Genomic DNA, 13,512 nt, shown 5'->3' with positions numbered 1-13,512 from the left:
TCTTCCGAGGTTCACCGCCGACTGCTGGTATGCGCACGTCACTTTGAACCTGGAGGCGTGTGTGAATCTCGTGGTCAACGGCGACGCCGAAAGCGGGCCCGGCGGAACAGCAGAGCCCGTACAGGACGTGACGGGCTGGCGGATCGTGCAGGGCGGGCCCGCGCTCATCTCCTACAGCCATGGCGGCGGCTATCCGACGGCCGCCGACCCCGGCCCCGCCGACCGCGGGAGCCGGTTCTTCTCCGGGGGGAACAGCCCCCGCACCGCACTGCTGCAGGACGTCGCGCTGCCCGAGCGGGGCGCGACGGGCCGGAGGGCGGTCGACAGGGGCGCCGTGCGGTACACCCTCGCCGGGTGGCTCGGCGGCTGGGCGGGCCAGGAGGACGGCGTCCGGCTCTCCGTGGAGTTCCGGGACGCGAAGGGCGTCCCCGTCGCGCTGTCCGTCCTCGGCCCGGTCACCGCCGCCGAGCGGCTGTCCCGTACCGCGCTCGTGGCACGCACCGCGTCCGCGACCGTGCCGCCGGGCGCCCGCAGCGCCCGTGTGCTGCTGGTCTTCACCCGCTCCGGAGGCACGTCCAACGACGGCTACGCGGACGGGATATCGCTCACGCTCGACGCCGCCACGGCCACTGGGAGGGGACCCAAGTGAAGCTCAACCGACGGGATCTGCTGAAGGCGGCCGCGGCGGCGGGCGCGCTCAACCTGGCCTGGCCGCTGAGCGCCGGGCTCACCCCGGCGCAGGCCCGCGAGGCCGCCGAGGCGCTCGGCGCGGACTACGACCCCGCGCCGTTCACCCTCGGCGTCGCCTCGGGCGACCCGCGGCCGGACAGCGTGCTGCTGTGGACGCGGCTCGCCCCCGAGCCCCTCGCTCCCGAGCAGGACCTGCCGGAGATCGTCGAGGTGGAGTGGGTGGTCGCCAAGGACCGCTCACTGCGCCAGGCAGTGGCCCGCGGCGCCGTCCCCGCCTCCGCCACGCTGGGCCACAGCGTGCATGTGCCGGTCTGCGGGCTGCGCCCCGGCACCCGCTACTGGTACGCCTTCAAGGCGCGGGGCGTCACCAGCCGCGTCGGCCGGACGAGGACCGCGCCCGCCGGCCGGGTCTCCGCGGTGCGCTTCGCCGCGGCCAACTGCCAGGCGTTCCACGACGGCTACTACGCCGCCCACCGCGGCATCGCCCGCGAGAACGTCGACTTCGTCGTCCACCTCGGCGACTACATCTACGAGCACGGCCAGGTCGGCGGCGTCCCAGAGGACCATGTGCGGGACCACGAGGGCCCGGGGACCTTCACGCTCGCCGACTACCGCCGCCGCCACGCGCTCTACAAGGGCGACCGCTCCCTGCGTGACGCGCACGCCGCGCACCCGTGGTTCCTGACCTGGGACGACCACGAGGTGGTCAACGACTACAGCGGCGGCGCGGGCGGCGCTCCCCTGATGCGGCGCCGGGCGGCCGCGTACCAGGCCTGGTACGAGAACATGCCGCACCGCGACGGCGGCGTCACCGGCGGCACGGCCCTGCCCGACCCGGAGATCCACCGGGTGCGCCGCTGGGGCGACCTGCTGGAGCTGACTGTGCTGGACCTGCGCTCGCACCGCTCCGCGCAGAACCTCCCGGACGGCACCATCCTGGGCGCCGAGCAGAAGAACTGGCTGAAGCAGGGCATCTCGCAGGCGCCCGACGCCTGGCATGTGTGGGCCAACTCGATCATGCTCAGCCAGCTCCGTCGCAGCCCCGGCGGCCCGTACATGTTCACCGACCAGTGGGACGGCTTCCTCGCCGAGCGGAAGGAGGTCCTCGGGCATGTGCACAGCTCCGGGCTGGAGGACCTGGTGGTGATCACGGGCGACTGGCACTCCGCGTTCGTGGACGACCTCCGCCCGGACTTCGACGACCCCTCGTCGCCGGTCGTGGGCACGGAGTTCACCGCCCACTCCGTGACCTCGGGTGCGTACTCCCCGGACTGGAACAAGGCCAACGGCCCGGTCATGGGCGCGGCCAACCCCCATCTGCAGTACTTCGAAGGCAACCGCTACGGCTATGACGTCTACACCGTCACCCCCGAGCGGTTCAGCGCCCATATGCGGGTCATCGCCGACCGCCGCGACCCGGCGTCGCCGGTGAGCACGCTGACCGCGTTCCATGTGGACCGCGGCACGGCCGGCTCGTACGAGGACCCCGCGACGAAGAACTCCCCGGCCCAGTACCGCCGGGACTGACACTCCAGGACGCACATCACACCGGTGCGCGGTACCGCCGCGCACCGGCCCGTCCTAGGGTCGGGGCCATGTTCGCTGCCTATGCCGCCCGCATCGACCGTGAGAACCCGCTCAAGGGACTCGAACTGGGCGAACGCCCCGCGCCGGAAACCCGCCCCGGATGGCGGACGGTCACCGTCAAGGCCGCCTCCCTCAACCACCACGACCTGTGGTCGCTGCGAGGCGTCGGCCTCGGCGAGGACAAGCTGCCGATGATCCTCGGCTGCGACGCCGCGGGCGTCGACGAGGACGGCAACGAGGTGGTGCTGCACTCCGTCATCGGCCAGACGGGCCACGGCGTCGGCCCCGACGAGCCCCGCTCCATCCTCACCGAGCGCTATCAGGGCACCTTCGCCGAGCAGGTCTCCGTCCCCGCCTGGAACATCCTGCCCAAGCCGGCGGAACTGTCGTTCGAGGAGGCCGCCTGTCTGCCGACGGCCTGGCTCACCGCGTACCGCATGCTCTTCACCAACGCCGGGGTGCGCCCCGGGGATTCGGTGCTCGTCCAGGGCGCGGGCGGCGGCGTGGCAACCGCCGCGATCGTCCTCGGCAAGGCCGCCGGACTGCGGGTGTACGCCACCAGCCGCGACGAGGCCAAGCGGCGGCGCGCCGTCGAACTGGGTGCGGAGGAGGCGTACGAGCCGGGCGCCCGGCTGCCGCGGCGGGCGGACGCCGTCATCGAGACCGTCGGCGCGGCGACCTGGTCCCACTCGGTCAAGTCGCTGCGCCCCGGCGGCACGCTGGTGATCTCCGGAGCGACCAGCGGAGACCGCCCTTCGCATGCCGAGCTGACCCGGATCTTCTTCCTGGAGCTCAAGGTCGTCGGCTCCACCATGGGGACCAGGGACGAGCTGGAGGACCTGCTCTCCTTCTGCGCCGCCACGGGCGTGCGGCCGGTGATCGACGAGGTGCTGCCGCTGGACCGGGCGCGGGAGGGCTTCGAGAAGATGGAGAGCGGCGAGCTGTTCGGGAAGATCGTGCTGACCTGCTGACCTGCTGACCTGCTGACCTGCTGACCTGCTGGCGTGCTGGCGTGCTGGCGTGCTGACGCGCTGAGGTGCTGAGGTGCTGGCGTGCTGAGGCCCTCTTGATGGTCCGTCAGTTCTGCTGATGGGATCCGGCTCATGCGACTGGTGCGTACGAACCCGCGTATGAGCCGGAGTCTCCGTCTGCTGGTGGCCTTGGCGCTGGCCTGCTGCTGTTTGGCCGTGCCGGGGCTGACGCCGACCGCCGCCCGAGCGGCGGACCGCCCCGACGGCATTCCGCCGCTCACCGACGACCGCGGCCGGGTGATCACCGTCCGCGGCTGGAACGTCGAGGACAAGACCGGACGGGGCGAGTCGGCCCTGACCGCCGTCACCGAGAAGCACTTCCGCGATATGCGGGCGAAGGGGTTCAACGTCGCCCGGCTGCTGGTCTTCTGGGACGACCTGGAGCCGCGGCGCGGCCGCTACAGCCAGGAGTATCTGCGCCGGATCGAACGCATCCTGAACTGGGCGCACCGGTATGACATCCAGGTGCTGCTGGACGCCCATCAGGACGTCTTCGGGCCGGCCTTCGGGCACCGGGGCATCCCCGAATGGGCTGCCAGGACCGACGGGCTGCCCTTCACCCCGCACCCCGACGACTGGTTCTCCGAGTACTTCGAGCCCGCCGTGCAGCGGGCCTTCACCCATCTCTACGAGGATCCTGACCTCCGGCGCGCCCAGGCGCGGATGTGGCGCGTTCTGGCGGCCCGCTTCGGCGGCCATCCGGCCGTCCTCGGCTATGACCTGATCAATGAGCCGATGGGGGAGCTGCGGGACGGCGAGGCCCCTGCGGCCGCGGCCCGCCGGGTCGAGCGCGAGCAGCTCACGCCGATGTACAACCGTCTCGCGGACGCGGTCCGCTCGGTCGACCGCGACAGCTGGCTCTTCGTCGAGCCGACGCCGATCGTCGGCGAGGGCGTGCCGACGGGCCTGGGCCGGATCGACGATCCGAAGGTCGTGTACGCGCCCCACTTCTACAACACCGCCATGGAGGCGGGGGCGGACTACGACCCGGACGCGGGCTGGATCGAGGCGTACGAGGCCGCCGTCACGGTCTACCCGGCACGGCACCGGATCCCGGTGGTGGTGGGGGAGTGGGGGCCGCTGAACAACGCACTGCCCAATATGTCGCGCTTCTACCGTGACGCGCTGGCCTCGCTGAACCGCTACAGCTCAGGCTGGGCGGGCTATGTGTGGTGCTACGGCGGCGGCTACTGCGCGGTCGACGCCGAGGGCCGCTTCCGTGCCAACAAGGAGCAGACGGCCGCCCCGTACGCGGCGGCGGTCGCGGGCCGGGTGTCCGCCGACGCGTTCGACCCCGAGGCCGGGACCTACCGGCTGCGGTACCGGGCGGCCGGCCGCGGGGTCAGCGAGCTCTCGCTGCCGCCGGACGCGGCCGGGTGGCGGATCGCGGTGACGGGGCGCGCGTGGACGCCGACGGAGGCGGTGGCGGCGGGGAGGGCCTGCACGGTGCGGGTGTTCGCGGCGCGCGGCGCCGAGGTCGAGGTCACGGTCACCCGTGGCGATGTCCACCAGGGTTGACGGCTGTGAGTGAGGCTTCACCCCCCCAGACCCCCAGACCCCCAGACCCCCAGACCCCCAGACCCCCAGACCCCTGACGGCCTTCGGCCGTGTCCTCGCTCCCCGGACGAAGTCCGAAGTCCGGGGACGCAGCTGAGGGAGTCTGGGGCGTGGGTCCGGAGTTTCCAGTCTGGCCGGGGTTTGGGGCGCGGGTCCGGAAATCCAGCCTCGCCTGGGGCACCTCTGGGGGAGGCAGCTGGGGGAGTCTGGGGCGCGGGCGTTCGGGGGCGGAGCCCCCGAGAACTGGGGGGCCGGGGCGGAGCCCAGGGGTGGGAGGGCCTACGGCCTGGGGGCCCTGAGCAGCGCCGAGATGTGGGCCGCCGCCGTGGAGAGGTGGCGACGGGCCTCGGTCAGCTGTGTCGCCGTCACCCCGTGGTCCCGCGCCGCATCGCGGATGTCGTCGCGGAAGCGGTCGAGCAGCCGGTCCAGGTCCCGCGCCGGATCGCCCGAGTCCGGCGTGTCCTTCGCCCACTCCGGGACCGCCTCCTCCGCAGGCTCCGGCCGGATGTACGGCGGCCAGGCCGTGCCCTTCGCCAGGCCGCCCAGCTGCGCGCTGAGTTCGCTGAGCCCTTCCCGTACACCGGTCGGCCAGTCACCCCGCGCGAAGTGGTCCTGCACCTGCTCCTGGACCTGGCGAGCGATACGCTGCATCTCCTGACGCGCCGTCTCCTGCGCCTCCCGCGCCCGGCGCGACTCGTCCTTCGCCCGGCGCGTCTGCTCCTTCCACTCCTGCTGGGCGCGGCGCAGTTCCTCCTTGGCGGCCCGCCACGACTGCTCTCCCGTCGCGGTCTTCGACGTCTGCCGGGTCTCGGTCGCCGCGGCCCGCATCTCGCTGCGCAGCTTTCCCGCCGCCCCGCGGACGTCGTCGCGGATCTCGGCGGCCAGCTCGGACACCGACTCGCGGATCTCCCGCTCCAGGTCGTCGAGTTCGCCGCTGCGTCCGGCGAGCTCCTCGCGGCCCGCGTCGGTGATCGAGTAGACCTTGCGGCCGCCCTCCGTGGCATGCGTGACCAGGCCCTCGGCCTCCAGCTTGGCCAGCCGCGGGTAGACGGTGCCCGCGCTGGGCGCGTACAGCCCCTGGAAGCGCTCCTCGAGGAGCCGGATGACCTCGTAGCCGTGGCGCGGCGCCTCGTCCAGCAGCTTGAGCAGGTACAGGCGGAGCCGACCGTGGGCGAAGACGGGGGGCATGTCAGAGCACCTTCCCGGCAGCGGCGTCGGACGGTTCGCCCTCAGGGGTCGCCGGCGGTCGGCGCAGCAGGGCGATGGAGCCGGAGACGGTCGTCACCCTGAGGGAGCCGGTGCCCGCGCCCAGCGTGCCGGTGATCTTCTTCGTGCCCCACTGGCCGCTGACCCGGAGGTCGTCGAAGGCGCTGGAGACGGCCCCGCCGGTGGTGTTGATGCCGACCTGTGCGTCCGCGGGCTGGGGCAGCCGGATCGCGACCTCGCCCGAGACGGTGGTGAGCCTGATGTCGGGCGGTGCGGCGCCGGCGGTCGGCGCGAGGTCCAGCACCATGTCGCCGCTGACGGACTCCGCCCTTACCGACCGGCCCAGCCCCTCGACGACGGTGAGGTCGCCGGACACGGATTCAAAGCGCAGATCGCCCGCCAGGGACTGGGCTTCCAGACTGCCGGAGACGGACTCGGCGCGGACGGCGCCGGTCAGACCGACCAGCGTGGTGTCGCCGCTGACGCCGCGTACGACGGCGTCGCCGCGGATGCCGGAGACGACGGCCCCGGCCCCGATGACGCCGACCTCCACTGCGGCGTCGGCCGGCACGGCCAGGGAGACGACCGCCTCGCGCCGCCAGCCCTTGGGGTCCAGCCACTTGAGGAGGCCCTTCCAGGGGAGATCCTCATAGGCCACCGTGAGCGTGGAGCCCTGCTGGGTCACGATCAGCGGCGGGCCGTCGAGTGCCGAGACCTCGAGCCGGGCGGGGCCCTCGTCCGTGCCGACGACATTCACCGTGCCGTTGACGATGCGGACGTTCAGGGCGGTTACGGGGTTGTCGAAGGTGAGCTTGGCGGGCTCGGCGACTTCCCAGGTCGAGTGGGGCATGACGGGGCCTCCTCGGCGGCCGTAGCAACGCAACATATCGCGTCTCCTGGTAACACGATATATCGCGGTTGCCCGGTGTCAAGGTGTGCGGGGCGCTATGCCGTCCACGCAGACTGCGCCGCCATGCCGTCGCGCCGTCCGCGCCATGATGCGGTCGCGCCGTCCGCGCCGTCCGCGCCGTGATGCGGTCACGCCGTCACGCCGTCACTCTTCGTCTTCGTCGTCCAGCCGCGCCAGCCAGGTGGCCAGCCGCTCCACCGGCACCTCGAAGTCCGGGTTCAGATCGACGAAGGTGCGCAGCTGCTCGGCGAGCCACTCGAAGGTGACCTCCTCCTCGCCGCGCCGCTTCTCCAGCTCTTCGATGCCGCGGTCGGTGAAGTACACGTCCAGCTCCAGTAGGCGAAGGGGGTTACGTACAAGTATGGCGGGAAACGCAGGGGCCCGGGCCGCACCGCAGTGCAGCCCGGGCCCTCAGACACGCTGGATCAGCGCGGCATCAGCGCGGCATCAGCGCGGGTCAGGCCTCGAAGACCTCGGCGACCAGCTGCTGCTGCTCCTGCTGGTGGCGCTTCGCCGAGCCGACCGCCGGGGAGGACGAGTGCGGCCGCGAGATCCGGCGCAGACGCTCGCCGTGCGGGATGTCCGCGCCGACCGCCAGGTCCAGGTGGTCGATCAGGTTCAGCGCGATGAACGGCCAGGCGCCCTGGTTCGCCGGCTCCTCCTGCGCCCACAGGTACTTGTCGGCGTTCGGGAACTTGGCGATCTCGGCCTGCAGCTCCGCACCGGGCAGCGGGTAGAGCCGCTCCACGCGGATGATCGCCGTGTCCGTGACGCCGCGCTTCCTGCGCTCGGCCTCCAGGTCGTAGTAGACCTTGCCGGCGCAGAAGACGACCTTGCGCACGGCCGCGGGGTCGACGGAGTCGTCTCCGATGACCGGCCGGAAGCCGCCGACGGTGAACTCCTCCGCCTTCGACGCCGCGGCCTTCAGACGCAGCATCGACTTCGGGGTGAAGACGACGAGCGGCTTGTGGTGCGGGTTGTGGACCTGCCAGCGCAGCAGGTGGAAGTAGTTCGACGGCAGGGTCGGCATCGCGACCGTCATGTTGTTCTGGGCGCAGATCTGGAGGAAGCGCTCGGGGCGGGCGGAGCTGTGGTCCGGCCCCTGGCCCTCGTAGCCGTGCGGCAGCAGCAGGGTGACGCCGGAGGTCTGGCCCCACTTCTGCTCGGCGGAGGAGATGAACTCGTCCACCACCGTCTGTGCGCCGTTGACGAAGTCGCCGAACTGCGCCTCCCACATCACCAGCGCGTTCGGGCGGGCCAGCGAGTAGCCGTACTCGAAGCCCATCGCCGCGTACTCGCTGAGCAGCGAGTCGTAGACGTTGTAGCGGGCCTGCTCCTCGTTGTTCAGGTAGAGCAGCGGGGTGTACTCCTCGCCGGTCTCCTGGTCGACCAGGACCGCATGGCGCTGGCCGAAGGTGCCGCGGCGGGAGTCCTGGCCCGCGAGCCGCACCGGGATGTTCTCCATCAGCAGCGAGCCGATGGCCAGGGTCTCGCCCATGCCCCAGTCGATCGTGCCGTCCTCGACGGAGGCGGCGCGGCGCTGGAGCTGCGGCAGCAGCCGCGGGTGGACGGTGATGCCGTCCGGGATGTTGACCTGGGACTCGGCGATCCGCTTGACAACCTCCTGGGAGACCGCGGTGTCGACGTGCACCGGGAACTCGGGCCGGGCGTCCGGGACATGCGCCGGGGCCGGGTGCGAGGTGGCCTCGCGGACCTCCGCGAAGACCTTCTCCAGCTGGCCCTGGAAGTCCTGGAGCGCCTGCTCCGCCTCTTCCAGGGTGATGTCGCCGCGACCGATCAGCGACTCGGTGTAGAGCTTGCGCACCGAGCGCTTCTTGTCGATCAGGTTGTACATCTGCGGGTTGGTGAACTGCGGGTTGTCGCCCTCGTTGTGACCGCGGCGGCGGTAGCAGATGAGGTCGATCACGACGTCCTTGTTGAACGCCTGGCGGAACTCGAAGGCGAGCCGGGCCACGCGGACCACGGCCTCCGGGTCGTCGCCGTTCACATGGAAGATCGGGGCCTCGATCATGCGGGCCACATCGGTCGCGTACATGGACGAACGCGAGGACTCCGGGGCGGCGGTGAAGCCGACCTGGTTGTTGATCACGATGTGGACGGTGCCGCCGGTGCGGTAGCCGCGCAGCTGCGACATGTTCAGCGTCTCGGCGACGACGCCCTGGCCGGCGAAGGCCGCGTCGCCGTGCAGGGCGACGGGCAGCACGGTGAAGTCGGTGCCGCCCTTGTTGATGACGTCCTGCTTGGCGCGGGCGACGCCCTCCAGGACCGGGTCGACGGCCTCCAGGTGGGAGGGGTTGGCGACCAGCGAGACCTTGATCTGCTCGCCGTCGAGGCCGGTGAAGGTGCCCTCGGCGCCCAGGTGGTACTTCACGTCGCCGGAGCCGTGCATCGACTTGGGGTCGAGGTTGCCCTCGAACTCCCGGAAGATCTGCGCGTACGACTTGCCGACGATGTTCGCCAGGACGTTGAGGCGGCCGCGGTGGGCCATGCCGATGACGACCTCGTCGAGGCGGGACTCGGCCGCGGAGTCGATCACCGCGTCGAGCAGCGGGATGACGGACTCGCCGCCCTCCAGCGAGAACCGCTTCTGGCCGACGTACTTGGTCTGCAGGAAGGTCTCGAACGCCTCGGCGGCGTTCAGCCGGCGCAGGATGCGCAGCTGCTCCTCGCGCTCCGGCTTGGTGTGCGGGCGCTCCACCCGGTCCTGCAGCCACTTGCGCTGCTTCGGGTCCTGGATGTGCATGAACTCGATGCCGGTGGTGCGGCAGTACGACTCGCGCAGCACGCCCAGGATGTCGCGCAGCTTCATCATCGACTTGCCGGCGAAGCCGCCGACCGCGAACTCGCGCTCCAGGTCCCACAGGGTGAGCCCGTGCTCGGTGATGTCCAGGTCGGGGTGCTTGCGCTGGCGGTACTCCAGCGGGTCGGTGTCGGCCATGACATGGCCGCGGACCCGGTAGGAGTGGATCAGCTCGAAGACGCGCGCCGCCTTGGTGACGTCGTCGTCGTGCGAGGCGTCGATGTCCTTCAGCCAGCGGACCGGCTCGTACGGGATGCGCAGCGACTGGAAGACGTCGTCGTAGAAGCCGTCCTCGCCGAGGAGGAGGCCCGCCACGATGCGCAGGAACTCGCCGGAGGCGGCGCCCTGGATGACGCGGTGGTCGTAGGTCGACGTCAGCGTCATGACCTTGGAGATGCCCAGCTTGTTCAGGGTGTCCTGGGAGGTGCCCTGGAACTCGGCCGGGTAGTCCATGGAGCCGACGCCCATGATCACGGACTGGCCCGGCATCAGCCGCGGCACGGAGTGGACGGTGCCCAGGCCGCCGGGGTTGGTCAGCGAGACGGTGACGCCCGTGAAGTCGTCCATCGTCAGCTTGTTGTTCCGGGCGCGGCGGACGATGTCCTCGTACGCCTGCCAGAACTCGAAGAAGTTGAGCGTCTCGGCCTTCTTGATGCCGGCGACGACTAGCTGGCGCTCGCCGTTCGGCTTCACCAGGTCGATGGCGAGGCCGAAATTGACGTGCTCCGGCTTGACGAGGGTCGGCTTGCCGTCCTTCTCCGCGTAGGACCAGTTCATCGACGGCATGGCCTTGATGGCCTGCACCATCGCGTACCCGATGAGGTGGGTGAAGGAGACCTTCCCGCCACGGGCGCGCTTGAGGTGGTTGTTGATGACGATGCGGTTGTCGAAGAGGAGCTTCACCGGGACGGCGCGGACCGAGGTGGCGGTCGGCACCTCCAGCGAGGCGTCCATGTTCTTCGCGACGGCGGCGGAGGGGCCGCGCAGGGTGATGAACTCCGGGCCGGCCGGGGTCCCGGCGGCGGGCTTCTCCGCCTTGGCCGGCTTCGCGGCGGCGGGCTTGGCGGCCGGAGCGGCCGCCTTCGCAGGAGCCGGGGACGCGGCCGCGGGCTTGGCGGCCGGAGCCGGAGCGGCCGCCTGTGCGGGTGCGGCCGGTGCGGCGGCGGGCGCCTGTGCCGGGGCGGCGGGCTTCGTCACCGCAGCCCCCGCGGCTGCGGAGTCGGCCGCGGGCCTCTCCGCCGTGCCGGGCTTGGCTGACGCCCCCGGCTTGTAGTCGGCGAAGAAGTCCCACCAGGCACGGTCGACCGAATTCGGGTCCTGGAGGTACTGCTGGTAGATCTCGTCGACGAGCCACTCATTGGGACCGAATGCGGCGGCGGGGTTGGCACCCGGCCCGCCTGGGTCGGTCGAGGTACTCGAGTTACTGGGGGACTGAGACGACACGGCGGCAACCGCCCTCTTCCGCTTCACAAGGTGATGGACAGCGGAAATAAAGGCTACGCCTCCGCGGCCGGGAGGTGCAGACCGGGCGGGCCATCGTCGCGCAAGTCACACTGGAACCCTGGTTTCGGTGCTGTGAATGGCGGGAAACAAGCGAGGTTCCGGTTCAGTGAGGGTGCGCGGAGCAGCGGCTACGGCCCCTGTGGCCCGTACCCCCGAAGCCGTGCGACGGCGCCTTCTTCGCTCCGCTGTCCTTCTCGGTTTTTCTCTGCTCTACGTCTGACAGGGTCTGGCGTGACTCTGCCTTCGTCTGTCTGCGTCTGTCCGCGGATCACTGCGCGTATGCCTGCCAGCGCGCAGAATCTCCGCTTCCGTTTGGAACCCTACGTCAAACGCGCGCCGAGTGGACGCCCGGAAGGGTGACGAGGATGCGGCACCCCCGGGCCGATTCGGCCACTCCTATCTGCCCGCCGTGCAGATCCACGGCCCAGCGGGCGATCGCGAGCCCCAGCCCGGTCCCGCCGTCGCTGCCCGGCCCGTGCGGGGACGGCGCACCGCCCCGGTTGAACCTCTCGAACACCCGATGGCGCTCCTGCTCCGGGATGCCCGGCCCCTCGTCGACGACTTCCAGGTCCAGCGACTCCGGGGACGGACCGCGCCGGGCCCGTACCGTCACCCGCCCGTGCGGCGGCGAGTGCTTCACGGCGTTGTCGATCAGATTCGCCACCACCTGGTGCAGCCGCTCGGCGTCCGCGTGCGCGGTCAGCTCGGGCGGGGAGACGTCGAGGTGCAGATGGACGTCGGTACGGGTGTGCAGGCCGGACGCAGAGGGCAGGCGGCGCCGGGTGGCGGCGAGATTGGCCTCCTTCAGCACGCCCGACAGATACGGCCACACCTCGAAGCGGTGGGCGCGCAGCGGTACGACGCCGTTGTCCAGCCGGGACAGATCCAGCAGGGTCTCCACCAGCCGGCCGAGCCGCTCGGTCTGCTTCAGCGCGGTGCCCATCGTCTCCGGGTCGGCGGCACAGACCCCGTCCACCACGTTCTCCAGCACGGCGCGCAGCGCGGCGATCGGGGTGCGCAGCTCGTGCGAGACATTGGCGACCAGCTCCTTGCGGTGCCGGTCCACGGCCTCCAGGTCGTCCGCCATGCGGTTGATGGTGCAGGCCAGGTCGCCCAGCTCGTCGCGGCGGTCCGCGCCGCGCACCCGGCGGGTGTAGTCGCCGTGGGAGATGCCCTTGGCGACGGTGTTCATCTCGTCCAGCGGGGCGGTCAGGCCGTGCGCCACGAACTGCGTGATCAGCAGGGTGGCGATCACCGAGAAGACGGTGATGAACCGCAGCTCGGTCTCGGTGCGCAGGGCGACCAGCAGCAGTCCGGTGGTGATGAAGACCGAGACGACCACCAGCGTGCCGAGCTTGGTCTTGACCGAGATCGAGAACGAGCGCCGACCGGACCCGCGCGCACTCATGGGGCGGGCGTCTCCAGCGCGTATCCCACCCCGTGGACGGTGCGGATCCGCTCGGCGCCGATCTTGCGGCGCAGCGCCTTGATATGGCTGTCGACGGTGCGGGTGCCGGAGGCGTCCGCCCAGTCCCACACCTCGGCCAGCAGCTGCTCCCGGGAGAGGACGGCGCGCGGGGTGTTCGCCAGACAGACGAGCAGGTCGAACTCCGTCGGCGTCAGATGGACGTCCTCGCTGCGCACCCGGACGCGCCGCTGGGCGTGGTCGATCTCCAGCTCGCCCAGGCGGAGGATGCCGCTGCGCGGGGTGACGGCGGCGATCGCGGCGCGCTCCACGCGGCGCAGCAGCACATGGACGCGCGCCGCGAGCTCGCGCATGGAGAACGGTTTGGTCATGTAGTCGTCGGCGCCGACGCCCAGGCCGACGAGCATGTCCGTCTCGTCGTCACGCGCGGTGAGCATCAGCACGGGCACGGGGCGCTGGGACTGCACACGGCGGCACACCTCGAGCCCGTCGAAGCCGGGCAGCATCACATCCAGCACCATCAGATCCGGCTGCCACGCCTCGGCGGCGTCGACGGCGGCCGGACCGTCGGCCGCGGTCTGCACCAGAAAGCCCTCGGCCCTCAGCCGAGCGGCGATCGCGTCGACGATCGTGACGTCGTCCTCCACGACGAGCACCCGGCGCTGGGCCCCGGGCGTGGTCGCGACGCCGTTGTGGGTGGTGTGTGTCTGCTCCATCGCCCGCCCCTGACGCACTCTTTCGCGTGCTGAAAATCGACGTAGATCCCGTGTGTTGGTCAGCA

At 71.2% G+C, this 13,512-nt stretch carries 10 protein-coding genes; 4 read left to right on the top strand and 6 right to left on the bottom strand.

The window, feature by feature from the left end; all coding sequences use genetic code 11:
- The first annotated feature begins 61 nt into the window (after positions 1–61).
- The 4 genes from QCN29_RS01505 to QCN29_RS01490 all read left to right on the top strand — a co-directional run bounded on the left by QCN29_RS01505 (position 62) and on the right by QCN29_RS01490 (position 4,826).
- Entirely contained in the window at positions 62–649 is a 588-nt protein-coding gene (locus QCN29_RS01505; protein ID WP_279925598.1) for a phosphoesterase, read from the top strand.
- The gene (locus QCN29_RS01500; protein ID WP_279925597.1) at positions 646–2,217 is read left to right on the top strand and encodes an alkaline phosphatase D family protein; all 1,572 of its coding nucleotides are present in this window, start codon (positions 646–648) and stop codon (positions 2,215–2,217) included. Before QCN29_RS01505 ends, QCN29_RS01500 begins: the two co-directional genes overlap by 4 nt.
- A gap of 68 nt (positions 2,218–2,285) precedes the next feature.
- A complete protein-coding gene (locus QCN29_RS01495; protein ID WP_240134918.1) occupies positions 2,286–3,248 on the top strand; it encodes a zinc-binding dehydrogenase in 963 nt (320 codons plus the stop codon).
- 159 nt (positions 3,249–3,407) lie between these two features.
- The gene (locus tag QCN29_RS01490; protein ID WP_279925596.1) at positions 3,408–4,826 is read left to right on the top strand and encodes a glycoside hydrolase family 5 protein; all 1,419 of its coding nucleotides are present in this window, start codon (positions 3,408–3,410) and stop codon (positions 4,824–4,826) included.
- A 318-nt stretch (positions 4,827–5,144) separates the two neighbouring features.
- On the opposite strand, the gene QCN29_RS01485 is transcribed toward QCN29_RS01490, so the two are convergent.
- From QCN29_RS01485 to QCN29_RS01460, 6 genes are all read right to left on the bottom strand, one after another.
- Complete coding sequence (locus QCN29_RS01485) at positions 5,145–6,053, bottom strand: PadR family transcriptional regulator (protein WP_279925594.1); 909 nt, start codon at positions 6,051–6,053, stop codon at positions 5,145–5,147.
- 1 nt (position 6,054) lies between these two features.
- A complete protein-coding gene (locus QCN29_RS01480; protein ID WP_279925593.1) occupies positions 6,055–6,921 on the bottom strand; it encodes a DUF4097 family beta strand repeat-containing protein in 867 nt (288 codons plus the stop codon).
- A gap of 204 nt (positions 6,922–7,125) precedes the next feature.
- The gene (locus QCN29_RS01475) at positions 7,126–7,305 is read right to left on the bottom strand and encodes a DUF6104 family protein (RefSeq protein WP_023586593.1); all 180 of its coding nucleotides are present in this window, start codon (positions 7,303–7,305) and stop codon (positions 7,126–7,128) included.
- A gap of 133 nt (positions 7,306–7,438) precedes the next feature.
- Positions 7,439–11,245 (bottom strand): multifunctional oxoglutarate decarboxylase/oxoglutarate dehydrogenase thiamine pyrophosphate-binding subunit/dihydrolipoyllysine-residue succinyltransferase subunit, encoded by a 3,807-nt coding sequence (locus tag QCN29_RS01470; protein WP_279925592.1) that lies wholly within the window; start codon positions 11,243–11,245, stop codon positions 7,439–7,441.
- 385 nt (positions 11,246–11,630) lie between these two features.
- A complete protein-coding gene (locus QCN29_RS01465; RefSeq protein ID WP_279925591.1) occupies positions 11,631–12,713 on the bottom strand; it encodes a HAMP domain-containing sensor histidine kinase in 1,083 nt (360 codons plus the stop codon).
- Positions 12,710–13,447 carry a response regulator transcription factor gene (locus QCN29_RS01460; protein WP_279925590.1) on the bottom strand — a complete coding sequence of 246 codons (738 nt, stop codon included), beginning with the start codon at positions 13,445–13,447 and terminating at the stop codon, positions 12,710–12,712. The genes QCN29_RS01465 and QCN29_RS01460 overlap by 4 nt, the downstream gene beginning before the upstream one ends.
- Between the last annotated feature and the right edge of the window lie 65 nt (positions 13,448–13,512).

This window comes from Streptomyces chengmaiensis, from assembly GCF_029846775.1.
Classification (GTDB): domain Bacteria; phylum Actinomycetota; class Actinomycetes; order Streptomycetales; family Streptomycetaceae; genus Streptomyces; species Streptomyces chengmaiensis.
This window is presented reverse-complemented; position numbering and strand designations above follow the sequence as displayed.